The following is a 21124-nucleotide window of genomic DNA, read 5'->3' as shown; positions in this document are numbered from 1 at the left end:
ATGCAATAACAGTTGATTCATTGTGGCCCACTCTGCTATTTCTTAAAAATGAATAATACTAACCACCTTATTCACGAATCGAGAATGGCATGGACTTAACTCAGCTTGAAATGTTTAACGCCGTTGCGCAGACCGGCAGCATTACCCAGGCCGCGCAAAAGGTGCATCGCGTTCCATCTAACCTCACCACCCGCATCCGCCAGCTTGAAGCGGATCTGGGCGTTGAGCTGTTTATTCGTGAGAACCAGCGCCTGCGGCTTTCCCCCGCCGGGCACAACTTCCTGCGCTACAGCAAGCAGATCCTGGCGCTTGTTGACGAAGCGCGCATGGTCGTGGCGGGCGATGAACCCCAGGGATTATTTGCGCTTGGCGCGCTGGAAAGCACCGCTGCGGTGCGCATCCCGGAAAGTCTTGCCCAGTTTAACCAACGCTACCCGCGCATTCAGTTTGCCCTCTCCACCGGGCCATCCGGGACCATGATTGATGGTGTTCTGGAGGGCACGCTAAGCGCCGCCTTTGTCGACGGGCCGTTATCGCACCCTGAACTGGAAGGAATGCCGGTCTACCGGGAAGAGATGATGCTGGTTGCCGCGGCGGGCCATCCTGAGGTTTCGCGGGCCACGGAGGTGAACGGCAGTGACGTGTATGCATTTCGTGCCAACTGCTCTTACAGGCGGCATCTGGAAAGCTGGTTCCATGCTGACCGGGCGATGCCAGGGCGCATTCATGAGATGGAGTCCTATCACGGGATGCTGGCCTGCGTTATCGCTGGCGCGGGTATTGCGCTGATGCCCCGCTCGATGCTGGAAAGTATGCCGGGGCATCATCAGGTTGAGGCGTGGCCGCTGGCGGAAAACTGGCGCTGGCTCACCACCTGGCTGGTGTGGCGACGCGGCGCAATGACCCGCCAGCTGGAGGCGTTTATAGCGCTGCTAAACGAACGTCAACCACCAGCGCCTTCTCCATAAACAGGCTCAGGGGATCGGCAGTATAAGGGGCAAACGGCGGGCGCATTTCGTAGCCGCAGCGCTCATAAAGCCGCACAGCCGCATGTTGTTTGATCCCCGTTTCCAGACGCACAGTATGGCAGTGGCGGCTTAACGCCTCGTCCTCCAGCGCAGCTAACAGGGTTTCCCCCAGATGTTGCCCCCGATGGGTGGGGTCGATATACACCCGTTTCATTTCGCCGGTGCCGTCACCGTTGAGCACCACCGCGCCACAACCCACGGCGGTCAACTGCTGGTCACGAATGACCATCAGGATCAGGTTCTCTTCGGTCAGTTCTGATAAATCAAGCAGATGGTTGCTTTCCGCCGGATAGAGTTCGCTCTGATAACGATCAAGCGCCGCAATCAGATTGATGATGTCAGGATGGTGTGACGATTCAGAGGTAATAGAGTACATAGCCGGATCCGGTGATGCTGCCAACTTACTGATTTAGTGTATGATGGTGTTTTTGAGGTGCTCCAGTGGCTTCTGTTTCTATCAGCTGTCCCTCCTGTTCAGCTACTGACGGGGTGGTGCGTAACGGCAAAAGCACCGCCGGACATCAGCGCTATCTCTGCTCTCACTGCCGTAAAACATGGCAACTGCAGTTCACTTACACCGCTTCTCAACCCGGTACGCACCAGAAAATCATTGATATGGCCATGAATGGCGTTGGATGCCGGGCAACCGCCCGCATTATGGGCGTTGGCCTCAACACGATTTTCCGCCATTTAAAAAACTCAGGCCGCAGTCGGTAACCTCGCGCATACAGCCGGGCAGTGACGTCATCGTCTGCGCGGAAATGGACGAACAGTGGGGATACGTCGGGGCTAAATCGCGCCAGCGCTGGCTGTTTTACGCGTATGACAGGCTCCGGAAGACGGTTGTTGCGCACGTATTCGGTGAACGCACTATGGCGACGCTGGGGCGTCTTATGAGCCTGCTGTCACCCTTTGACGTGGTGATATGGATGACGGATGGCTGGCCGCTGTATGAATCCCGCCTGAAGGGAAAGCTGCACGTAATCAGCAAGCGATATACGCAGCGAATTGAGCGGCATAACCTGAATCTGAGGCAGCACCTGGCACGGCTGGGACGGAAGTCGCTGTCGTTCTCAAAATCGGTGGAGCTGCATGACAAAGTCATCGGGCATTATCTGAACATAAAACACTATCAATAAGTTGGAGTCATTACCGCCGGATCCTTATCTTTTTATTTCATCTTTATTTCAAAATAGCCCAGCCACTTAAGGGTGCTTCATAGGATTAACTTATGCGTCTCTTCACCTGTTGCACGCCGTTCCATCCGGCAGTAATTTTGTGCGCAGAAGCCGTTAAATCACAATGGAAAACGAATGAACACCAAAGCCCGTAAAGTGATGATTATTGGTGCAGGTAACGTTGGCGCCTCTGCCGCCTATGCCCTGCTCAACCAGAACATTTGTGAAGAGCTGATTCTGGTCGACTTAAACCGCGAGCGTGCCCAGGGCCATGCACAGGATCTTAGCGATGCGGCAGCCTATATGCCGGGGATGATGACTATCTCAACCCGTGATGCCAGCGAGTGCGCCGATGTCGATATCGCGGTGATCACCGTTTCGGGCGGTGCGTTACAGCCCGGGCAATCCCGTCTTGATGAACTGAACAATACCGCGCGTATAGTCAAAAGCATTGTCCCGCAGATGATGGACAACGGCTTTAAGGGCATTTTCCTGATAGCCACCAACCCGTGCGACATCATTACCTGGCAGGTGTGGCAGCTCTCTGGCCTACCGCGCAACCAGGTGATCGGCACCGGCGTGTGGCTGGATACCACCCGTCTTCGCCGCACGCTGGCGCAGGAGCTGGATATCGGCGCGCAAAGTATCGATGCCTTTATTCTGGGTGAGCATGGGGATACCCAGTTCCCGGTCTGGTCTCACTCATCGGTTTACGGCTCCCCCATTGCCGGGGTCTATCAGCGCCACACCGGGAAAGTGCTCGACAAAGAGCAACTGGCGGAAAAAGTCCGCAAACTTGGGTTTGAGATTTACAATCGTAAGGGCTGCACGGAATACGGGATCGCCGGAACCATTGCCGAGATTTGCCGCAACATTTTTACCGGCAGTCACCGTGCGCTGGCGATCTCCTGCGTTCTGGATGGTGAATACGGCGTAGACGGAGTGGCGATTGGTGTGCCTGCGGTACTGGCACAGGGCGGCGTACAGCAGATTATTGAATTGCAGCTGGCAGAAGAAGAACAGGCCAAATTCCGCCACTCTGTTGAGGTGATTAAAAACAATATCGCCCGCCTGCCCTGACCAGAACACAGGGATGACGGGCGGAGCATCACTCAGTTAACGCAGATAAATACGGCCTTTCAGATACAGTGTGGCTTGTCCGCCAATCAACACACGATCGCCCTGCAATTCGCAGCGCAAATCCCCGCCCCGCCGGGATACCTGGCGGGCGTTTAACTGGGTTTTGCCCAGCTTCTCGCTCCAGTACGGGATCAACATGCTGTGCGCTGACCCGGTCACCGGATCTTCCGGCACCCCTTCTCCCGGGCAGAAGAAGCGGCTGACAAAATCGTACTGGTCACCCGGCGCGGTGATGCAGACCATTTTATCCAGCGGGATCATCGCCGAGATATCTGGCGTCACGGCTTCCACCTGCTGCTGGTTTTCCAGCACCACCATATAATCACGCCCGACACGCACCTCTTTGGCACTGCTGATGCCCAGGGCGCTGAAGAGTAACGCTGGCGGATTATCTACCACCTCCGTTGACCACGCCAGGAAGTTCAGTGTCAGCCAGTCACCGTGACGTTTTACCGTCAGGTTGCCAACAAAACGAGTGGAGAATTTAATTTCTGTATGCGGATAGTTGAGATATTCAAAAATGACATGGGAGGCGGCCAGCGTGGCGTGTCCACAGAGGTCGATCTCATCCAGCGTGGTGAACCAGCGCAGCTCAAATCCATCATCCGTGTGCACAAAGAACGCGGTTTCCGACTGGTTGTGTTGTTGCGCCATTTTGAGCAGCGTTTCGTCCGGCAACCACGTTTCAAGCGGGCAAACGGCTGCTGCGTTTCCGCCAAAGGAGGTGTCGCTAAAGGCATCTACCAGATAAAAATCGATTTCCTGCATTGTCTCTTCCCCTGTTGTTATATGTTTTTAGCGCAAAAATACCGTGCCTTTCAGATAGAGCGACGCCTTGCCGCTCATCAGTACGCGTTGCCCGTTCAGTGCACAGCGGACATCACCGCCGCGGGCTGATACCTGGCGTGCGAACAGCGTGGATTTCCCCAGTTTCTCACTCCAGTATGGGATAAGCATGGTGTGCGATGAGCCAGTGACCGGATCTTCCCAGACGGCAACGCCCGGCGAGAAAAAGCGGCTGACAAAATCGTAATCACCGTTGCCGCGCGCGGTAACGGCCACCTTATGTTCACCGGGCGTCATCGCTGAGATATTCGGCGTGACCGCTTCCACCTGCTGCTGATTTTCCAGCACAATGACCCAGGCCCGGCCTTTGCGGGCTTCAACATAGTGGCTTATCCCAAGCGCTGAAAGCAACTCTGGCGGCGGGATTTGTACCTGGGTTAGGCAGGCCGGGAAATCCAGCGTCATCCAGCCACCCTCGCGGCTGACGGTCAACCGGCCTGAGGCGGTGTCGAAATGAATGCGTGAATCGGGGTAACCCAGTTCGTTAAACAATACATAAGCACTGGCGAGCGTTGCATGACCGCAGAGATTGACCTCCGTTACCGTGGTGAACCAGCGAAGTTCGATGCCGCCCTTGCTGCACACAAAAAACGCGGTTTCTGACTGGTTATGCTGCTGCGCCATCCTGAGTAATGTCTCATCCGGCAGCCACTCCTTTAACGGGCAGACTGCTGCCGGATTACCCCCAAACGCGGTATCGCTGAACGCATCAACCAGATAAAAATCAATCTCCTGCATTGTCTTCCCCCCTGTTTTTGTTGTGCTGTTCTTTATATTCAAGGAAAACACCCGCCTTCGCTACCGCTGTCACAAGGTAAATTTTGAGATCTGAATCACATAATGATTGAGTTTTAGCCGTTTCACGCTTTAAGATCCCCGTCACATCCTCCAGGCAACGGATCAAGACATCCCTATGACAACAAACACGGTTTCCCGCAAGGTTGCTTGGCTACGTGTGGTCACGCTTGCCATTGCAGCGTTTATCTTCAATACCACTGAATTTGTCCCCGTTGGGCTGTTGTCCGACATCGCTGAGAGTTTCCGGATGGAAACTGCTCAGGTTGGCATCATGCTGACCATTTACGCCTGGGTTGTCGGTATGATGTCGCTGCCGTTTATGCTGCTGACCAGCCAGATGGAGCGGCGCAAACTGCTGATTGGGCTGTTCGCCTTATTTATCGCCAGCCATGTGCTGTCGTTTATGGCCTGGAACTTTACCGTGCTGGTGATAAGCCGCATCGGGATTGCCTTTGCCCACGCGGTCTTCTGGTCAATCACCGCCTCATTAGCCATTCGACTCGCCCCTGCCGGTAAACGCGCCCAGGCCTTAAGCTTGATTGCAACCGGCACAGCGCTGGCGATGGTTTTAGGCTTGCCGATTGGTCGCGTGGTGGGGCAATACTTTGGCTGGCGTACCACCTTCTTCGCCATTGGCGTGGGAGCCCTGGTTACGCTGCTGTGCCTGATCAAACTGCTGCCAAAAATGCCAAGCGAACACTCGGGTTCACTGAAAAGCCTGCCGCTGCTGTTCCGACGTCCTGCGCTGATGAGTATCTATCTGCTCACCGTGGTGGTGGTTACAGCGCACTATACGGCCTACAGCTATATAGAGCCGTTTGTGCAGACCGTGGCCGGATTTAGTGCGAACTTTGCCACCGTGCTACTGCTGATCCTGGGTGGCGCGGGCATCATCGGCAGCGTACTGTTCGGGAAACTGGGTAATCAGCACGCGTCGCTGCTGGTGAGCAGCGCCATTGGCATGCTGCTGGCGTGCCTGCTTCTGCTTATGCCTGCAGCAGACAGTGAAATGCATCTTGCCGTGCTGAGCATTTTCTGGGGCGTGGCAATCATGATTATTGGCCTGGGAATGCAGGTCAAAGTTCTGGCGCTTGCACCCGACGCTACCGACGTGGCAATGGCGCTGTTCTCCGGGATATTTAACATTGGGATTGGCGCGGGTGCGCTGGTAGGCAATCAGATAAGCCTGCACTTTTCGATGGCGTCGATTGGCTATATTGGCGCAATCCCGGCGCTGGCGGCGTTTATCTGGTCGGTTCTGATTTTCCGTAAATGGCCAGTGGCGATGGAAGAACAGGCGCATCACGGTTAGTGATTGATGCCGGGTAAGCGACAGCGCCACCCGGCATCGTTTTTAATGGTAGGTCTTAATAATTTCGAGCACGCCGTTAATAATAAACTGCACGCCCATACAGACCAGCAAGAAGCCCATCAGACGAGAGATAGCTTCAATACCGCCCTTGCCCACCCAACGCATAATCGCGCCAGAACTGCGCAAAGAGCCCCACACAATAATCCCGATAAGCGCAAAGATGATTGGCGGTGCCACCGTGATAACCCAGTCCGGGAAAGTAGCGCCGTCACGCACCGTTGAGGCAGAACTGATTATCATGGCTATCGTCCCTGGCCCTGCGGTGCTTGGCATCGCTAAAGGGACGAAAGCAATGTTGGCGGAAGGCTCAGTTTCCAGCTCTTCGGATTTGCTTTTTGCTTCCGGCGACTCATGCGCTTTTTGCGCCGGGAACAGCATCCGAAAACCGATAAACGCAACAATCAGCCCACCCGCAATACGCAGACCCGGAATCGAGATCCCGAAGGTGTTCATCACCAGCTGTCCGGCGTAATACGCAACCATCATGATCGCAAAAACATATACAGAGGCCATCATCGACTGATGATTGCGCTCTGCACTGTTCATATTCCCTGCCAGCCCTAAAAACAGCGCAACCGTCGTCAACGGGTTAGCCAGCGGCAGCAAGACCACCAGCCCAAGACTAATTGCTTTAATCAAATCCAACATAGTGCGTCGTTGTCCTTATCCATATTCAACACCGCAATTATAGGGTGAAATTGCACATTTCAGCCATGGTCACAACGTAAGGATTATTTTCGCTGCTGAATCATAACTACTCGTTATGTTTATGATTTGAAAGCCGCAAAAAGAGTCCATGAATCGTTTTAGCAATTCGTGGCATCGGCTAATTCATTCAGTTGACTTATACTTGCCTGAGCAATAATATCTGCCGTGACTAACTACTTGCCAGGGCAACCATTGTGAAAAGCACCAGTGATCTCTTTAACGAAATTATTCCGCTGGGTCGCCTTATTCATATGGTTAATCAGAAAAAAGATCGCCTGCTTAATGAATACCTGTCTCCGCTGGATATCACCGCAACGCAGTTCAAAGTGCTGTGTTCCATTCGCTGCGAAGTGTGTATCACGCCGGTAGAGCTGAAAAAGGTGCTCTCTGTAGATCTCGGTGCCCTGACTCGAATGCTGGATCGACTCGTCTGCAAAGGATGGATAGAACGAAGCCCTAACCCGAATGACAAACGCGGCGTACTGGTGAAACTGACCAGCGACGGCGCGGCGATGTGTGAGCAATGTCATCAATTAGTAGGACAAACAACGCACCAGGAACTAACAAAAAACTTAACGGCGGATGAAGTGGCAACGCTTGAGCACTTGCTTAAGAAAATACTGCCGTAATACAGAAAGAGGTATGACGATGTCCAGACGCAATACTGACGCTATCACCATTCATAGCATTTTGGACTGGATCGAAGATAACCTGGAATCACCGCTCTCCCTTGAAAAAGTGTCAGAGCGTTCAGGTTACTCAAAATGGCACCTGCAACGGATGTTTAAAAAAGAGACCGGTCATTCATTAGGACAATACATTCGCAGCCGCAAGCTGACGGAAATTGCCCAGAAGCTCAAAGAAAGCAATGAACCGATCCTTTATCTGGCGGAGCGGTATGGGTTTGAATCGCAACAGACCTTAACGCGTACGTTTAAGAACTACTTCGACGTGCCGCCTCATAAGTATCGAATCACCAGTATGCCGGGTGAATCCCGGTACCTGTATCCGCTGAAACATTGCAGCTGAATGAATAAAGCTAACCATCGCCTTTAAGACGTAACCGAGGAAATCATGAAATTCACCGTCTCCGCCGCCCTCGCCTTGCTGGTGCTTGTCTCCAGCCAGACCTTCGCGGAGCAAACCCCACAAGCAGCTCAGCAGAATAATCGCAATGCGATGTTCATGCCCTCTGCCAATAACCAGTCACCTTTTGATTTCAACCATATGGGTGCTGGTAGCGACAAATCCGACGAATTAGGCGTGCCGTATTACAACCAGCGCGACCACTGATTCGTTTTGCCCCGCTGATGCGGGGCTTTTTTTAGCGTTAACTTCTCACCCGCGTCACCCGACGCAAGCGCAAGCCAAACACGTTGATATACAGCCCGGCCATAATCAGCACCGCGCCAAGCAGCTGTAACGCACTGAGTTTCTCCCCCAGCAATACTGCGGCACTGGCAATACCAACCACCGGAACCAGCAAAGAGAGCGGCGCCACACGCCAGGTTTCATAGCGGCCCAGGAGTGATCCCCAAATACCGTAGCCAATGATGGTTGCCACAAAGGCCAGGTAGACCAGCGACAAAATCGTGGTCAGGTCGATATTCATCAGGCTATCGAGCATGACGGTCGGGCCATCAAGAATAGCTGATACCACCATAAACGGAACGACAGGGATCAGCGCACTCCAGACCACCAGCGACATCACCGGTGGGCGTGCTTCGTGCTGCATAATCAGTTTGTTAAAAATATTACCGCAGGCCCAACTCAGCCCCGCCGCCAGGGTCAGCATAAAACCAAGCAACGCCACATGTTGCCCGTTCAGGCTGGCCTCAACCAGCACCAGAACGCCAAACACAGCAAGGGTAATCCCCGCCAGCTGTTTGGCCTGCAAGCGTTCGCCAAAGACAAAGGCACCCAGAATAATGGTGAAGAAAGCCTGCGCCTGAAGTACCAGTGACGCCAGCCCGGCGGGCATCCCAAATTTGATGGCGCAGAACAGAAAGGCGAACTGACCAAAGCTGATGGTCAGGCCGTAACCCAGCAACAAGGTGAACGGGATTTTAGGACGGGCAACAAAGAAGATTGCCGGGAAGGCCACCAGCAGAAAGCGCAACCCCGCCAGCATTAATGGCGGCATGTTGTGCAAACCGACTTTGATTACAACGAAATTGAGCCCCCACACTACGACTACCAGCAACGCCAGTAGCCCGTCTTTACGCGTCATACCCTGCCCCTGATTATTAAATTTTTGTAAACAGATTCAAGGTAACGAAAAAAAGCACAGAGGAAAAGATCATTAATTCTGGCAGTCAGTGGAAGCACTTACGGATAAATTAGGTGCTATACAAGCCCCTTATGGCGTGATAATCCTGATAAGACACAACAATAAATCATAAGCTAATGTCGGACAGGAATATGAAACCATCTCTCAGGCGCTCAACCACAGCGCTGCTGGCATCATCATTGTTATTAACCATCGGTCGCGGGGCAACACTGCCGTTTATGACCATCTATCTGACGCGCATGTATAACATGAGCGTAGAGAATATCGGTTATGCACTGACCGTGGCGCTGACTATCGGCGTGGTGTTCAGCATGGGATTTGGCATTCTGGCGGATAAATTCGATAAGAAACGCTATATGTTGATCTCCATTACGGCCTTTATTGTGGGCTTTGTGGCGATCCCGCTGGTGGATAATGTTACCCTGGTGGTGCTGTTCTTCTCGCTTATCAACTGCGCCTACTCTGTATTTTCGACGGTACTGAAAGCCTGGTTTGCCGATGTGCTGACATCGAGCGAAAAGGCCCGCGTGTTCTCGCTGAACTACAGTTTTCTCAACATCGGCTGGACTATCGGGCCGCCGATTGGCACCTGGCTTGTGATGTACAGCCTGCAACTGCCGTTCTGGCTGGCCGCGGTTTGCGCCGCGCTGCCGCTGGTCTTTATTCAGTTTTACGTCCAGAAAAGCATTGCGTCTGACACATCGCAGGTGACCACCCCGTGGCAACCCTCGATCCTGCTGAAAGACCGGACGCTGATGTGGTATACGCTTTCCGGCCTGCTCGCCTCCTACGTGGGTGGTTCATTCGCCACCTGTATTTCCCAGTACGTGCTGGCCGCTAACGCCGACAGCGATTTTGCGCAGAATGTGGTTGCGGTGGTGTTACCGGTAAACGCCGCCGTGGTGGTGACGCTGCAATATGCCATCGGGCGCAAGCTGACTGCTGCAAACATCCGCCCGTTAATGGCAGTTGGCACGCTCTTTTTTGTTCTCGGCTTGGGTGGGTTTATGTTCTCTGGCGATAACCTTATCTACTGGGGGATCGCCGCAGGGGTCTTTACGCTGGGTGAAATTATTTATGCGCCGGGTGAATACATGCTCATTGATAACATTGCCCCGCCGGGGATGAAAGCGAGCTATTTCTCGGCTCAGGCACTGGGCTGGCTCGGCGCGGCGGCAAACCCGATGATCACCGGTATCATCCTGAGCCATCTGCCGCACTGGTCATTGTTTGCCATTATGATGGCGGCGATTGTGGTGGCCTGGCTGATGATCCTGCGCGGGATGAGCGTGAAAAGTGGCGCTAGCGTGTTAGCCTGTAGGCCGGGTAAGGCGTAGCCGCCACCCGGCAACAGCAAATTCTAGTGGTGCAACATCTCGTCGACCACCTGATCTTTGTACATCTCGTTAGGATAATAGGTTGGCCAGTTATCCATCTCTTTAAGCAGCGCCTCGTGGGAGGTGTTGCCCATAAAGATATGGAAATGCGAGGACGCTTTTGGCCCGATGATGTGGTCGCTGAACTGCACAAACTTCGGCGCGCCGCTGCTGGCATCCTTACACTCAAACAGATAGCGAACGCCTTTCTTGCCTGATGCGTAAGTCAGGATCTTGTAGCCGCTGTAATCGTAGTGACAGCTACTGACCTCTCTGCCTGTGTGGAATTCCATGACGTTATTTTCAATGCCAATGCTGTCGACATCCGTGGCGTAGCCCGTGCGGTAATACGCTTTGACCTGGTCGAACGTTTTGCTTTTATCCTTTGCGGCTTTCTGTTTAAAGACCGGATCCAGCGAACCGTCCAGCAGGAACGGATAGACAGATTGCCAGACGCCGTCCCAGTCGGACAATTTTCGGTCCTTCACATCTTTGTCAGCAAAAACGCCGTTCGCCGCCTTCTGTTCGGCTTCCGTCATCTGGTGACCGTGTGAATGAGCAAAAAGCTGGCCACTGACCAGCAGCGCCCCCAGAGTCATCGCAAATTTTCCAATATGTGCAGACAAAACAATACCCTCACTCCGTTTTATAAGAATGAGAATGTTATATTATAACATTTCAGATCGCAACCAGACCGCGAACGCCTTCTTGTTCCATATTTTCGCCACGACCACGCTGTATGATGGTTCCGCGCGACATCAGTAAATAGCTGTCGGCCAGTTCAGCGGCAAAGTCGTAAAACTGCTCAACCAGCAGAATGGCCATATCGCCCCGGTCGGCAAGCTGGCGGATCACCTGCCCAATATCTTTAATAACCGAGGGCTGAATACCTTCGGTAGGTTCATCCAGGATAAGCAGCTGCGGGCGGCTCGCCAGCGCACGGCCAATAGCCAGCTGTTGCTGTTGCCCACCGGAAAGATCGCCGCCCCGGCGATGTTTCATCTCTTTAAGCACCGGAAAGAGCTGCCAGATCTCGTCCGGGACGTTTTTCGCCTCACGCGCAGAGAAGCGCGATAACCCCAGGAGCAGGTTTTCTTCAACGGTTAAACGCGGGAAGATCTCCCGGCCCTGTGGCACATACGCCACGCCTGACTGCACGCGCTGATGGGGTTTGCTGTGCGTGATTTTTTTCCCCTGCCAGAGCACCTCGCCCGTTTTGGCCGGAATAAGCCCCATCAGGCATTTCAGCAGCGTGGTTTTCCCCACACCGTTGCGCCCTAAAAGGCAGGTGACTTCGCCCGTTACCGCTTCAAAGCTGACACCGCGCAGAATATGGCTTCCGCCGTAATACTGATTCAGTTCGTTGACCTGTAACATCAATGCTCCTTAGCGCCCCAGATACACTTCAATCACCTGCTCGTTGGCCTGCACCTCGCGAAGCGAACCTTCCGCCAGCACCCGTCCCTGATGCAGTACCGTCACGTGATCGGCAATGGTTTCAACAAAGCCCATATCATGCTCAACCACCATCAGCGAATGTTTACCCGCCAGCGTCCTGAAGAGCTCTGCCGTGTATTCAGTTTCTGCATCCGTCATCCCGGCTGCGGGTTCGTCGAGCAGCAATAAATGCGGGTCCTGCACCAGCAACATACCGATTTCCAGAAACTGTTTTTGCCCGTGGGAAAGCAGACCCGCACGCCTGTCACGTTCACTGCTCAGACGTAACAGCACCAGCATCTCGTCGATGCGGTCAGCCTGTTCGCCGCTGAGCTTTGCCCGCAGGCTTGCCCACACGGATTTATCACACTTCATGGCCAGCTCCAGGTTTTCCCACACCGTCAGCGCTTCAAACACCGTGGGTTTCTGGAATTTTCTGCCAATACCCTGACGGGCGATAGCCGCAGGATCCAGCGCAGTCAGATCAATCGACTGGTCGTACACCGCCCGCCCGCTTTGCGGCCGTGTCTTACCGGTTATCACATCCATCAGGGTGGTTTTACCGGCACCATTGGGGCCAATCACACAGCGTAATTCGCCTACGCCGATGTTTAATGACAGGTCGGTTAGCGCCTGAAACCCGTCGAAATTGACGTTAATGGCCTCAAGTTGCAGTACCGGGTCGGTCTGATCGCGGTAGCGATCGCCGGGCAACTGGCGGGTAAAGAGTCCTTCGGCTGGCTGCATTATTTCTCTCCCTTACGAAACAGGCCGTAGACACCGCGCGGTAAAAACAGGGTGACGGCGATAAAAATCAGCCCCAGAAAAAGCTGCCAGTACTCCGGCATTGCCACGGTGAACACACTTTTCGCGCCGTTGACCAGCGCAGCGCCAATCACCGGGCCAATCAGCGTGCCACGTCCACCCAGTGCCACCCAGATAGCGGCTTCAATCGAGTTGGTGGGCGACATTTCGCCCGGATTGATAATACCCACCTGCGGGACATACAACGCGCCCGCCAGGCCGCACAGCACGGCAGACAGCGTCCACACCAGCAGTTTAAAACCACGCGGATCGTAGCCACAGAACGTCAGGCGGTTTTCCGCATCACGCACGGCGGTCAGAATGCGGCCAAATTTGCTTTTCGCCAGCGCAAAACCGATGCCCAGCGTCAGCAATAACAGCACAACGGTAGCCAGGAACAGCGCAATGCGCGTGGACGTTGCGGTGACAGAAAACCCGAGCAGCGTTGTGAACCCCGTAAAGCCGTTATTGCCGCCAAAGCCGGTTTCATTACGAAAGAACAGCAACATGCCTGCGTAGGTCAGCGCCTGGGTCATGATCGAGAAATAGACCCCTTTAATTTTTGAGCGAAACGCAAACCAGCCGAACACCAGGGCAAGCAGACCCGGGATCATCACAATTAACACTAATGCCCAGGCAAAATGCTGGGTGCCCCACCAGAACCAGGGCAGCTCGCTCCAGGAAAGGAACGACATAAACGCGGGCAGCCCATCACCCGCGGCCTGACGCATCAGGTACATCCCCATCGCATAGCCGCCCAATGCGAAGAAAATGCCATGTCCTAACGACAACATCCCCGCATAGCCCCACACCAGATCCAGGGCGACGGCTACAATGGCGTAACAGAGAATTTTGCCCACCAGGGTGAGCATCCAGGTGGATAACGCCAGAGGGTGCGTGGCGGGCAACAGTGCCAGGAAAGGCAACACCAGCAGCAGTGTCACCAGCAGGCTGCCGAGAATTTGCGTGGTACGCGGCGCTTTACGCGCCAGCGTTAAGGTAAGTGGCTGGCTCATCAGTCAATAACCCTCCCTTTAAGTGCAAACAGCCCCTGCGGACGTTTCTGAATGAACAGAATGATCGCCACCAGGATCAGGATTTTGCCCAGAACAGCGCCCATCTGCGGTTCGAGGATTTTATTGAAGATCCCAAGGCCAAAGGCGGCAGCCACGCTACCTGCCAGCTGACCGACACCACCAAGCACCACTACCAGGAACGAGTCAATAATGTAACCCTGACCCAGTTCCGGCCCCACGTTGCCCAGCTGTGATAACGCCACTCCGCCCAGACCGGCAATACCCGACCCCAGGCCAAAGGCCAGCATATCAATGCGTCCGGTGGGCACGCCGCAACAGGCCGCCATGCTGCGGTTTTGTGTTACCGCGCGCACGTTCAGCCCCAGACGGGTTTTATTCAGGGTAAGCCAGGTAAAGAACAGCACCAGCAGCACAAAACCGAGCACCACAATGCGGTTCCACGGCAGCGTCAGGTTGGCAAAAACCTGCACCCCGCCGGAAAGCCATGCCGGGTTTGCCACTTCGAGGTTTTGCGCGCCAAACGTCATCCGCACCAGCTGGATAATCATCAGGCTGATCCCCCAGGTTGCCAGCAGGGTTTCCAGTGGGCGGCCATACAGATGGCGGATAACAGCACGTTCAAGCACCATGCCAACACAGGCTGTCAACATAAAGGCCACCGGTAGCGCCACTACCGGATAGAGTGCCAGCCACTGCGGGGTAAATTGCGCCATGACCTGTTGCACCATCCAGGTGGCATATGCTCCCAGCATCAACATCTCGCCATGGGCCATGTTGATGACGCCCAGTAATCCATAGGTGATGGCCAGCCCCAGCGCGGCCAGCAGTAATACGGACCCCAGCGACAACCCCATAAAAGCCTGGCCGAGTAAATCGCCCCACATCAGGCGGTGTTTAATGTGATTAAGGCTCTCTTCGGCAGCGGCACGCACTCTGGCATCCGGTTCAGTTTGCGCCTGAGCATATGGCGTCAGTTTTGCCTGAACATCAGGATCGTCAGACTGCCCCAGCAGCTCCACGGCCTTCAGACGCACATCAGCCTGTGGGCTGGTCAGTTGCAGATTCGCCAGCGCCAGTAACAGCGCCTGGCGTGCGACATCATCTGTTTCACTGCCCGCCCGCTTTTGCAGGAAATCGAGCATATCGGGCTGCGCGTCGCGCTGAAGTTGTCTTGCGGCATCGCGCCTTTGCGTGACACTGTCACTCACAAGCTGATGCGTGGCGAGCGCAGTGGTCGCCAGAACCCGCAGGCGATTGGTCAGGCGAACGGCTTTTGTCTGCCCCTCTGCGTTCGTTGCATCACCCAGAGCCACCATCGTACCGTTGCTGCGGGTAAACGCATGTTTTTGACTGTCGAGATAGAGATTTTCCTTTTGCAGCGCCTGCAACAGCGGCAGCCGCGCCGCTTCCGGCGAGGCCGCCCACTGTTCCAGCATCGCAGCCTGCTGGCTACGGTTGGCGGCAACAAAATCATCAGCATCCGATGCCTGCGCCATCCCTGGCAGCAGTCCGGTAAGCCATACAACAGCGACAATAACGCGCATGATATTCATGGCTTTTCTCCCTTTGACAATGACTTAGTTGCTGGCCGTTTTCATTGGCTGATCAGGTTTTTTGTCATTACCGGCAATGAACGGACTCCACGGCTGCGCACGTACAGGCTGTTCTGTCTGCCAGACCACGTTAAACTGCCCGTTACCTTCAATTTCGCCAATCATGACCGGCTTATGCAGATGGTGGTTGGTAGCATCCATGGTCAGCGTAAAGCCAGATGGCGCTTTGAAGGATTGCCCCGCCATCGCCGCACGGACTTTATCCACATCGGTGGTTCCGGCTTTTTCTACCGCCTGCGCCCACATATGGATCCCCACGTAGGTCGCTTCCATCGGGTCGTTGGTGACTACGGTATCGGCGTTAGGCAGCTTGTGCGCTTTGGCATAGGCTTTGTAATCCGCCACAAAAGCCTGGTTGGTTGGGTTATCGACGGATTCAAAGTAGTTCCACGCTGCAAGGTTACCCACCAGCGGTTTGGTATCGATGCCGCGCAGCTCCTCTTCACCGACGGAGAACGCTACCACCGGAACATCGGTCGCTTTCAGCCCCTGGTTTGCCAGCTCTTTATAGAACGGAACGTTGGAATCGCCGTTAATGGTGGAAACCACGGCCGTTTTGCCGCCCGCAGAGAATTTCTTGATATTGGCGACAATGGTCTGGTAATCACTGTGCCCGAACGGGGTGTACACCTCTTCGATGTCTTTATCCTGAACCCCTTTGGAGTGCAGGAACGCGCGCAGGATTTTGTTGGTGGTGCGCGGGTAGACATAATCGGTGCCGAGCAGGAAGAAGCGTTTGGCACTGCCGCCGTCTTCACTCATCAGATACTCCACCGCCGGGATGGCCTGTTGGTTTGGCGCTGCCCCGGTATAGAAGACGTTTGGCGACATCTCTTCGCCTTCGTATTGCACCGGATAGAACAGCAGACCGTTCAGCTCTTCAAAGACCGGCAATACGGATTTACGTGATACCGATGTCCAGCAGCCAAACACCACAGCCACCTTATCCTGGCTTAACAGCTGACGGGCTTTTTCCGCGAACAGCGGCCAGTTAGACGCCGGGTCTACCACCACTGGCTCCAGCTTTTTACCCAGCACGCCACCTTTCGCGTTGATCTCATCGATCGTCATCAGGGCAACATCTTTCAGGGGCGTTTCAGAAATGGCCATCGTGCCGGACAACGAGTGCATGATCCCCACTTTGATAGTATCCGCAGCCTGAACACCAAAACTCATTCCCATTGCGACCGCAGAGGCCGACAGTGCAAAAGCTTTTAACAAGGTACGACGGTGCATATTTTCACTCCTGAAAAGAAAGCTGTGCTAAACGTCCGTGACCGACTGGACGCAGAAAATAAACATGTGTCAGCTTAGGAGGAGCAAAAAGGATGCCAGGATGAAAAACGTGGATTTTCGGGGGCGGAATGAAGGCCTGCGGGGAAAACGACTCAGAATGGTACAGCGCTGCACTTTAATAATGCAGCGCTGTGTCAGAAGTGTTACCAGACTTCGCTGGCGATTTGTGTCACCAGACGCACTTTGTCCCACTGCTGGGTTTCGTTCAGGGTATTGCCCTCTTCAGTGGAGGCAAAACCGCACTGCGGGCTTAAGCAAATCTGCTCTTTCGCGACATATTTTGCCGCCTCTTCCAGACGCGCCTTCACGCCCTGCGGGTTTTCCAGCTCGCCATTTTTGGTGGTAATAAGGCCCAGCACCACCTGCTGTTTACCCGGGCGGATAAAGCGCAATGGCGCAAAATCACCGCTGCGATCGTTATCGTATTCCAGGAAGAAGGCATCGACGTTGACCGTGCCGAACAGCACTTCCGCCACTGGCTCGTAGCCGCCTTCGGAAATCCAGGTTGAACGGAAATTGCCGCGACAGACATGCAGGCCGATGGTCAGATCATCGGGTTTCCCTTCCAGCGCTTTATTCAGCACGCGAGCATAGATGCGCGCCAGCTCGTCGGCGTCATCCCCACGTGCGCGGATCTGACGACGCTGATCGTCAGAGCAGAGATACGCCCAGACGGTGTCGTCCAGTTGCAGATAGCGGCAACCTGCGGCATAGAACGCATGGATAGCATCGCGCCAAGTGGTCGCCAGGTCGTCAAAATAGGCATCCAGATCCGGGTAGACCGTTGCGTCGATATCTTTGCGGCCGCCACGGAAATGCAGCACGCTTGGGCTTGGAATGGTCATCTTCGGCTGCGCATTCCCGCTGATACTCTTCAGGTAGCGGAAATCAGCCAGCATGGGATGGTCACCGAAGCCCAGCTTACCGGTGACACGCACGCCGTGGGCTTTGGTCTGTACCCCATTGAACTGGATACCCTGCTGAGAATCATAACGTTCAACGCCCTGCAACCCGTCGAAGAAATCGAAATGCCACCAGGCGCGACGAAACTCCCCGTCGGTGACTACGTGCAAACCACAGGCGCATTGCTGTTCGACAACATGGCGGATCGCCTCGTCCTCAACAGCACGAAGCTGCCCGGCATCAATCTCACCGCTGGCAAATTTCAGACGAGCCTGTTTGATGGCATCCGGGCGTAAAAAACTGCCTACTACATCGGCGCGGTACGGGGCATGTTGTCGCTGCATGGAAATCTCCTGTTTCTGCCGGCAGATAATTGCCGACAGTGATAATTCATTTCTTGAACTTTTAGACTTCTGGATGTCTAAATGTCCAAAAAAGATGTCATACCCGCCGCGTCACGACAAACGAGAAAATTTCACCTGTGTTGAAAAAAATTCATCTTCAGCCGAGTACCGCTGAAATTTGCCCGGCAAAGTCGAAGTTTTCATCCTGCCAGCCGGTGATCCCGCCGAGCATGATTTTTACCGGCAACCCCAGCCGGGCGAGTTTCAGCGCGGCTCTGTCGGCGCCGTTACAGTGCGGCCCGGCACAATAGACCACAAAGACCGTGTCTTCTGGCCACTGCGCCATGCGCTCCGCTGTGATCTGGCTCCAGGGCAAATGGATAGCGCCCGGAACATGACGACGGGCAAACTGCTCGGGTTTGCCCACCACGTGCAGCAAAACAAAGTCCTGATCGTTATTGGTCATGGCGTGATGCACATCGGCGCAGTCTGTTTCCACACTCAGGCGACGCAGAAAATGGGCAACGGCTTCTTGTGGCCCGGCTGCCGGAAATTCCGTAACATAATTCATGAATCTTTCTCCTCTAAGGTGTTTGTGTTAACACTACTCTATCCACAAATTCCTCCACTGAATGCGTCCGCTCATGCCAGAAAACCGCAAAAAGATGACAAAGTTAAGACAGCTTTCCTCCCCACGGGTGGTCGTACTGGCCTATGACGGGCTGTGTACCTTTGAATTTGGCGTAGCGGTTGAAATTTTCGGGCTTCCGCGTCCCGAAATGGGTGACGACTGGTATCGTTTTGCCGTGGCGGCGGTTGATGAAGGTGAGCTTCGTGCGACCGGCGGGATCCGCATTCTGGCCGACTGCAATCTCAGCTTGCTGGAACACGCCGACCTGGTCGTTGTGCCAGGCTGGCGAGGAGTAGACTCGCCGGTGCCGGAGGCTCTGTGCGACGCGCTGCGCCAGGCCAGCGCCCGGGGGTGCCAGGTGATGTCTATCTGCTCCGGCGTGTTCGTGCTGGCCGCCGCCGGGTTACTCGACGGACGTCGCGCCACAACCCACTGGCGCTATATTGAGACGCTGAAATCCCGCTTCCCGTCCATCGATGTGGTTGAAGACGTGCTGTATCAGGATGAGGGGGATCTTCTGACCTCCGCCGGCAGCGCGGCGGGCATTGATTTATGCCTGCACGTGGTCCGCCGGGACTACGGCATGGAAGCGGCGAATCGTGTCGCCCGCCGTCTTGTCATTCCACCTCATCGGGATGGTTCGCAGACGCAGCAGTTGAACCGCCCGGTGGCGCAACTGCGCGAAAGCCAGCGTTTTGGCAAGTTGTTTGATTATCTTCATCAGCATTTGGCACTGCCACACAGCGTCGATTCACTCTCGCAGCGCGTGGGAATGAGCCAGCGCACCTTTCTGCGCCGCTTTCAGGACGCAACAGGCACAACGCCCGCGCGCTGGTTGCTCAACGAAAGGCTACTGCGGGCAAAAGATTATCTGGAAAACAGCCGGTTAAGCATCGACAGCATTGCTGAACAGACCGGGTTTGGGCAAGCGGCTACGCTGCGTCACCATTTCCGCCAGCATTTCGCGCTTTCTCCGGCGCAGTATCGCAAACAGTTCGCCCTTTCATCTGAACGGCCCTGATGGCGGACAGGCAAAAAAAACCGCCATTGAATGGCGGTAAATGCTTGCATGGATAGATTTGTATTTAGGTATCAACATCCTCGCCATTCCATGACGGGTTGTGTACTGCGATCACCCTATCACGGGTCGTCTCAACAAATGCTAAACAACGCAATTAACCCTGCTTAACGATCAGGACTGGGTGACGTCCGCGTCTTTAGTGTTGATTTGCAGAAACTTCATCAACCCCTGTTTTGCGCTCTGTTTTGCATCGTCGTTGATGGCTTCGAGATAGAAAGAGCGAGAAACATCGTAAGGAGCTTGTTCTGCCGAATAGACCGCAAACTGGAAGCTTTTTCCGCGTTTTTGATTCAGGCAATCCAGCTCCCAACGTTGTTCGTCAATCTGGATGCTGGTGCAGGAAACTTTACCGTAATCGCTGGTCAGATATGAACCCACTCGGGATTCGGCAGATTCCATAAAGTCAGGTTTGTTATTATAGGCGTAACTCGCACACGCTGTTGCCGCTACAGCGAAAACCGCAATAGCCACAGAGAGTGATTTTTTCATTTTGGAAGATCCCATTCCTAAGCCACAAGAAAGCCATTATATAAGATTTATCTTGAATCCTCATTTATCTTTATTTACCAAAAATGGTTGGTTTTTTAGATTTATATTGATACTACACCCCCAGACCTGATTCTACGGGCTTAATTGTTCAATTAACCGCCTATATCCGGAATCATACCAGGCCTATTTTTTCAGATTATTCCTTGATCTACTCTCTAACTTTTCAAGTTATCCAGGCAGATTCTTAATCTCAGTACGCATCCACACTTTCTCCATTTTTCGGTGTTCAAATCAGCGGCGTTAAACAAAGAGAAAGGAAACAACAAAATGAAAAACATCACTACACTTGCTACGGTCATCGTGCTGGGCCTGTCGTCTTACGCGTTTGCGGATAACAAACCACCTATGCCGTTCGAAAAGCAGCCAACTGAACACAATCAAAAACAGCCTCCACGTGATGGCAAACCACCTCAGCACGAAGGTAAAACATCGCAGCATAATATGAATGGCGATAAGTCTCAGCACCGTGGTGATAAACCAGAACACAACGGAAAACGCCTGCAGCATAATGACGGTAAACAACCGCCAAAAGACGGTAAAAAACCATTACCACCGCAAGACCAGCGTAATTAATAAACAGGGGCGTTATGCCCCTGTTTTATTTCCGGTTACCACAGAAACTGACAATCCCTTTGCGTTAATTTGATCATCGGAATAATAACTTAATAAAACTATCTGCATCATAGCCGTGAA

The 21124-nt window shown here is 54.0% G+C and carries 24 protein-coding genes; 10 read left to right on the top strand and 14 right to left on the bottom strand.

Annotated features, from left to right (window positions below):
* Positions 1-89: 89 nt before the first annotated feature.
* Entirely contained in the window at positions 90-968 is an 879-nt protein-coding gene (gene ptrR / locus HV107_RS23190; protein ID WP_182061091.1) for a putrescine utilization regulator PtrR, read from the top strand.
* Here the strand turns inward: ptrR and HV107_RS23185 are convergent.
* Positions 922-1404 (bottom strand): GNAT family N-acetyltransferase, encoded by a 483-nt coding sequence (locus HV107_RS23185; protein WP_182061090.1) that lies wholly within the window; start codon positions 1402-1404, stop codon positions 922-924. The genes ptrR and HV107_RS23185 overlap by 47 nt on opposite strands.
* 65 nt (positions 1405-1469) lie before the next feature.
* Between HV107_RS23185 and HV107_RS23180 the strand changes: the two genes are divergently transcribed.
* Together HV107_RS23180 and HV107_RS23175 are read left to right on the top strand one after the other, a co-directional pair.
* A protein-coding gene (locus HV107_RS23180) for an IS1-like element IS1B family transposase (protein WP_095033700.1) occupies positions 1470-2167 on the top strand; the annotation gives its coding sequence in 2 pieces (ribosomal slippage) (positions 1470-1719 and positions 1719-2167; 699 coding nt in all).
* 174 nt (positions 2168-2341) lie between these two features.
* Positions 2342-3286 carry an L-lactate dehydrogenase gene (locus HV107_RS23175; protein WP_182061089.1) on the top strand — a complete coding sequence of 315 codons (945 nt, stop codon included), beginning with the start codon at positions 2342-2344 and terminating at the stop codon, positions 3284-3286.
* Positions 3287-3322: 36 nt separating this feature from the next.
* Here the strand turns inward: HV107_RS23175 and HV107_RS23170 are convergent, their stop codons facing one another.
* Together HV107_RS23170 and HV107_RS23165 are read right to left on the bottom strand one after the other, a co-directional pair.
* On the bottom strand, positions 3323-4114 hold the full coding sequence (locus tag HV107_RS23170) for a PhzF family phenazine biosynthesis protein (protein WP_182061088.1): 792 nt from the start codon (positions 4112-4114) through the stop codon (positions 3323-3325).
* Between the two features lie 27 nt (positions 4115-4141).
* On the bottom strand, positions 4142-4930 hold the full coding sequence (locus tag HV107_RS23165) for a PhzF family phenazine biosynthesis protein (protein WP_182061087.1): 789 nt from the start codon (positions 4928-4930) through the stop codon (positions 4142-4144).
* Positions 4931-5105: 175 nt separating this feature from the next.
* Between HV107_RS23165 and HV107_RS23160 the strand changes: the two genes are divergently transcribed.
* On the top strand, positions 5106-6302 hold the full coding sequence (locus HV107_RS23160) for a sugar transporter (protein ID WP_182061086.1): 1197 nt from the start codon (positions 5106-5108) through the stop codon (positions 6300-6302).
* A gap of 42 nt (positions 6303-6344) precedes the next feature.
* Here the strand turns inward: HV107_RS23160 and HV107_RS23155 are convergent, their stop codons facing one another.
* Positions 6345-7010, bottom strand: a complete 666-nt coding sequence (locus HV107_RS23155; RefSeq protein WP_182061085.1) for a MarC family NAAT transporter — start codon at positions 7008-7010, stop codon at positions 6345-6347.
* A gap of 254 nt (positions 7011-7264) precedes the next feature.
* Here HV107_RS23155 and marR point away from each other — a divergent pair, with 254 nt between their 5' ends.
* From marR to marB, 3 genes are read left to right on the top strand one after another with little or no spacing between them, the layout of a single operon-like run.
* A complete protein-coding gene (gene marR, locus HV107_RS23150) occupies positions 7265-7699 on the top strand; it encodes a multiple antibiotic resistance transcriptional regulator MarR (RefSeq protein ID WP_014070273.1) in 435 nt (144 codons plus the stop codon).
* A 19-nt stretch (positions 7700-7718) separates the two neighbouring features.
* Positions 7719-8099 carry an MDR efflux pump AcrAB transcriptional activator MarA gene (marA, locus tag HV107_RS23145; RefSeq protein WP_001303241.1) on the top strand — a complete coding sequence of 127 codons (381 nt, stop codon included), beginning with the start codon at positions 7719-7721 and terminating at the stop codon, positions 8097-8099.
* Positions 8100-8144: 45 nt separating this feature from the next.
* Positions 8145-8363: a multiple antibiotic resistance protein MarB gene (gene marB, locus HV107_RS23140; protein WP_182061084.1), complete on the top strand. Its 219-nt coding sequence runs from the start codon at positions 8145-8147 to the stop codon at positions 8361-8363.
* Positions 8364-8400: 37 nt separating this feature from the next.
* Here marB and eamA read toward each other — a convergent pair whose 3' ends face one another.
* The gene (gene eamA, locus HV107_RS23135) at positions 8401-9300 is read right to left on the bottom strand and encodes an O-acetylserine/cysteine exporter (protein ID WP_182061083.1); all 900 of its coding nucleotides are present in this window, start codon (positions 9298-9300) and stop codon (positions 8401-8403) included.
* A 191-nt stretch (positions 9301-9491) separates the two neighbouring features.
* Here eamA and ydeE point away from each other — a divergent pair, with 191 nt between their 5' ends.
* Positions 9492-10697 (top strand): efflux MFS transporter YdeE, encoded by a 1206-nt coding sequence (gene ydeE / locus HV107_RS23130; RefSeq protein WP_182061082.1) that lies wholly within the window; start codon positions 9492-9494, stop codon positions 10695-10697.
* Positions 10698-10720: 23 nt separating this feature from the next.
* On the opposite strand, the gene zinT is transcribed toward ydeE, so the two are convergent.
* The 8 genes from zinT to HV107_RS23090 form a co-directional block, all read right to left on the bottom strand.
* On the bottom strand, positions 10721-11362 hold the full coding sequence (zinT, locus tag HV107_RS23125) for a metal-binding protein ZinT (RefSeq protein ID WP_182061081.1): 642 nt from the start codon (positions 11360-11362) through the stop codon (positions 10721-10723).
* 52 nt (positions 11363-11414) lie between these two features.
* Positions 11415-12113: an urea ABC transporter ATP-binding subunit UrtE gene (gene urtE / locus HV107_RS23120; protein WP_182061080.1), complete on the bottom strand. Its 699-nt coding sequence runs from the start codon at positions 12111-12113 to the stop codon at positions 11415-11417.
* Between the two features lie 9 nt (positions 12114-12122).
* Positions 12123-12920, bottom strand: coding sequence for an urea ABC transporter ATP-binding protein UrtD (urtD, locus tag HV107_RS23115; protein ID WP_182061079.1), 798 nt, complete (start codon positions 12918-12920; stop codon positions 12123-12125).
* Positions 12920-13993, bottom strand: a complete 1074-nt coding sequence (gene urtC / locus HV107_RS23110; protein WP_182061078.1) for an urea ABC transporter permease subunit UrtC — start codon at positions 13991-13993, stop codon at positions 12920-12922. The genes urtD and urtC overlap by 1 nt, the downstream gene beginning before the upstream one ends.
* Positions 13993-15567 (bottom strand): urea ABC transporter permease subunit UrtB, encoded by a 1575-nt coding sequence (gene urtB / locus HV107_RS23105; protein WP_182061077.1) that lies wholly within the window; start codon positions 15565-15567, stop codon positions 13993-13995. The genes urtC and urtB overlap by 1 nt, the downstream gene beginning before the upstream one ends.
* Positions 15568-15591: 24 nt before the next feature.
* Positions 15592-16863, bottom strand: a complete 1272-nt coding sequence (gene urtA / locus HV107_RS23100) for an urea ABC transporter substrate-binding protein (RefSeq protein ID WP_182061076.1) — start codon at positions 16861-16863, stop codon at positions 15592-15594.
* A 203-nt stretch (positions 16864-17066) separates the two neighbouring features.
* On the bottom strand, positions 17067-18170 hold the full coding sequence (locus HV107_RS23095; protein ID WP_182061075.1) for a cobalamin-independent methionine synthase II family protein: 1104 nt from the start codon (positions 18168-18170) through the stop codon (positions 17067-17069).
* A gap of 157 nt (positions 18171-18327) precedes the next feature.
* On the bottom strand, positions 18328-18741 hold the full coding sequence (locus tag HV107_RS23090; protein WP_182061074.1) for a rhodanese-like domain-containing protein: 414 nt from the start codon (positions 18739-18741) through the stop codon (positions 18328-18330).
* 73 nt (positions 18742-18814) lie between these two features.
* Here HV107_RS23090 and ftrA point away from each other — a divergent pair, with 73 nt between their 5' ends.
* Positions 18815-19822, top strand: a complete 1008-nt coding sequence (ftrA, locus tag HV107_RS23085) for a transcriptional regulator FtrA (protein ID WP_182061073.1) — start codon at positions 18815-18817, stop codon at positions 19820-19822.
* A 171-nt stretch (positions 19823-19993) separates the two neighbouring features.
* On the opposite strand, the gene HV107_RS23080 is transcribed toward ftrA, so the two are convergent.
* Complete coding sequence (locus HV107_RS23080) at positions 19994-20371, bottom strand: hypothetical protein (protein ID WP_182061072.1); 378 nt, start codon at positions 20369-20371, stop codon at positions 19994-19996.
* A gap of 327 nt (positions 20372-20698) precedes the next feature.
* On the opposite strand from HV107_RS23080, the gene HV107_RS23075 reads away from it, so the two are divergent.
* On the top strand, positions 20699-21004 hold the full coding sequence (locus HV107_RS23075) for a hypothetical protein (protein ID WP_182061071.1): 306 nt from the start codon (positions 20699-20701) through the stop codon (positions 21002-21004).
* The last annotated feature ends 120 nt before the right edge of the window (positions 21005-21124 follow it).

It is taken from the genome of Enterobacter sp. RHBSTW-00175 (genome assembly GCF_013927005.1).
GTDB lineage: Bacteria > Pseudomonadota > Gammaproteobacteria > Enterobacterales > Enterobacteriaceae > Enterobacter.
This window is presented reverse-complemented; position numbering and strand designations above follow the sequence as displayed.

Excerpts from the sequence above, each read along its gene's own strand:
- ptrR (WP_182061091.1), top strand. The coding sequence starts at position 90 with ATGGACTTAACTCAGCTTGAAATGTTTAACGCCGTTGCGCAGACCGGC.
- HV107_RS23185 (WP_182061090.1), bottom strand. The coding sequence starts at position 1,404 with ATGTACTCTATTACCTCTGAATCGTCACACCATCCTGACATCATCAAT.
- HV107_RS23175 (WP_182061089.1), top strand. The coding sequence starts at position 2,342 with ATGAACACCAAAGCCCGTAAAGTGATGATTATTGGTGCAGGTAACGTT.
- HV107_RS23170 (WP_182061088.1), bottom strand. The coding sequence starts at position 4,114 with ATGCAGGAAATCGATTTTTATCTGGTAGATGCCTTTAGCGACACCTCC.
- HV107_RS23165 (WP_182061087.1), bottom strand. The coding sequence starts at position 4,930 with ATGCAGGAGATTGATTTTTATCTGGTTGATGCGTTCAGCGATACCGCG.
- HV107_RS23160 (WP_182061086.1), top strand. The coding sequence starts at position 5,106 with ATGACAACAAACACGGTTTCCCGCAAGGTTGCTTGGCTACGTGTGGTC.
- HV107_RS23155 (WP_182061085.1), bottom strand. The coding sequence starts at position 7,010 with ATGTTGGATTTGATTAAAGCAATTAGTCTTGGGCTGGTGGTCTTGCTG.
- marA (WP_001303241.1), top strand. The coding sequence starts at position 7,719 with ATGTCCAGACGCAATACTGACGCTATCACCATTCATAGCATTTTGGAC.
- marB (WP_182061084.1), top strand. The coding sequence starts at position 8,145 with ATGAAATTCACCGTCTCCGCCGCCCTCGCCTTGCTGGTGCTTGTCTCC.
- eamA (WP_182061083.1), bottom strand. The coding sequence starts at position 9,300 with ATGACGCGTAAAGACGGGCTACTGGCGTTGCTGGTAGTCGTAGTGTGG.
- ydeE (WP_182061082.1), top strand. The coding sequence starts at position 9,492 with ATGAAACCATCTCTCAGGCGCTCAACCACAGCGCTGCTGGCATCATCA.
- urtE (WP_182061080.1), bottom strand. The coding sequence starts at position 12,113 with ATGTTACAGGTCAACGAACTGAATCAGTATTACGGCGGAAGCCATATT.
- urtD (WP_182061079.1), bottom strand. The coding sequence starts at position 12,920 with ATGCAGCCAGCCGAAGGACTCTTTACCCGCCAGTTGCCCGGCGATCGC.
- urtC (WP_182061078.1), bottom strand. The coding sequence starts at position 13,993 with ATGAGCCAGCCACTTACCTTAACGCTGGCGCGTAAAGCGCCGCGTACC.
- urtB (WP_182061077.1), bottom strand. The coding sequence starts at position 15,567 with ATGAATATCATGCGCGTTATTGTCGCTGTTGTATGGCTTACCGGACTG.
- urtA (WP_182061076.1), bottom strand. The coding sequence starts at position 16,863 with ATGCACCGTCGTACCTTGTTAAAAGCTTTTGCACTGTCGGCCTCTGCG.
- HV107_RS23095 (WP_182061075.1), bottom strand. The coding sequence starts at position 18,170 with ATGCAGCGACAACATGCCCCGTACCGCGCCGATGTAGTAGGCAGTTTT.
- HV107_RS23090 (WP_182061074.1), bottom strand. The coding sequence starts at position 18,741 with ATGAATTATGTTACGGAATTTCCGGCAGCCGGGCCACAAGAAGCCGTT.
- ftrA (WP_182061073.1), top strand. The coding sequence starts at position 18,815 with ATGCCAGAAAACCGCAAAAAGATGACAAAGTTAAGACAGCTTTCCTCC.
- HV107_RS23080 (WP_182061072.1), bottom strand. The coding sequence starts at position 20,371 with ATGAAAAAATCACTCTCTGTGGCTATTGCGGTTTTCGCTGTAGCGGCA.
- HV107_RS23075 (WP_182061071.1), top strand. The coding sequence starts at position 20,699 with ATGAAAAACATCACTACACTTGCTACGGTCATCGTGCTGGGCCTGTCG.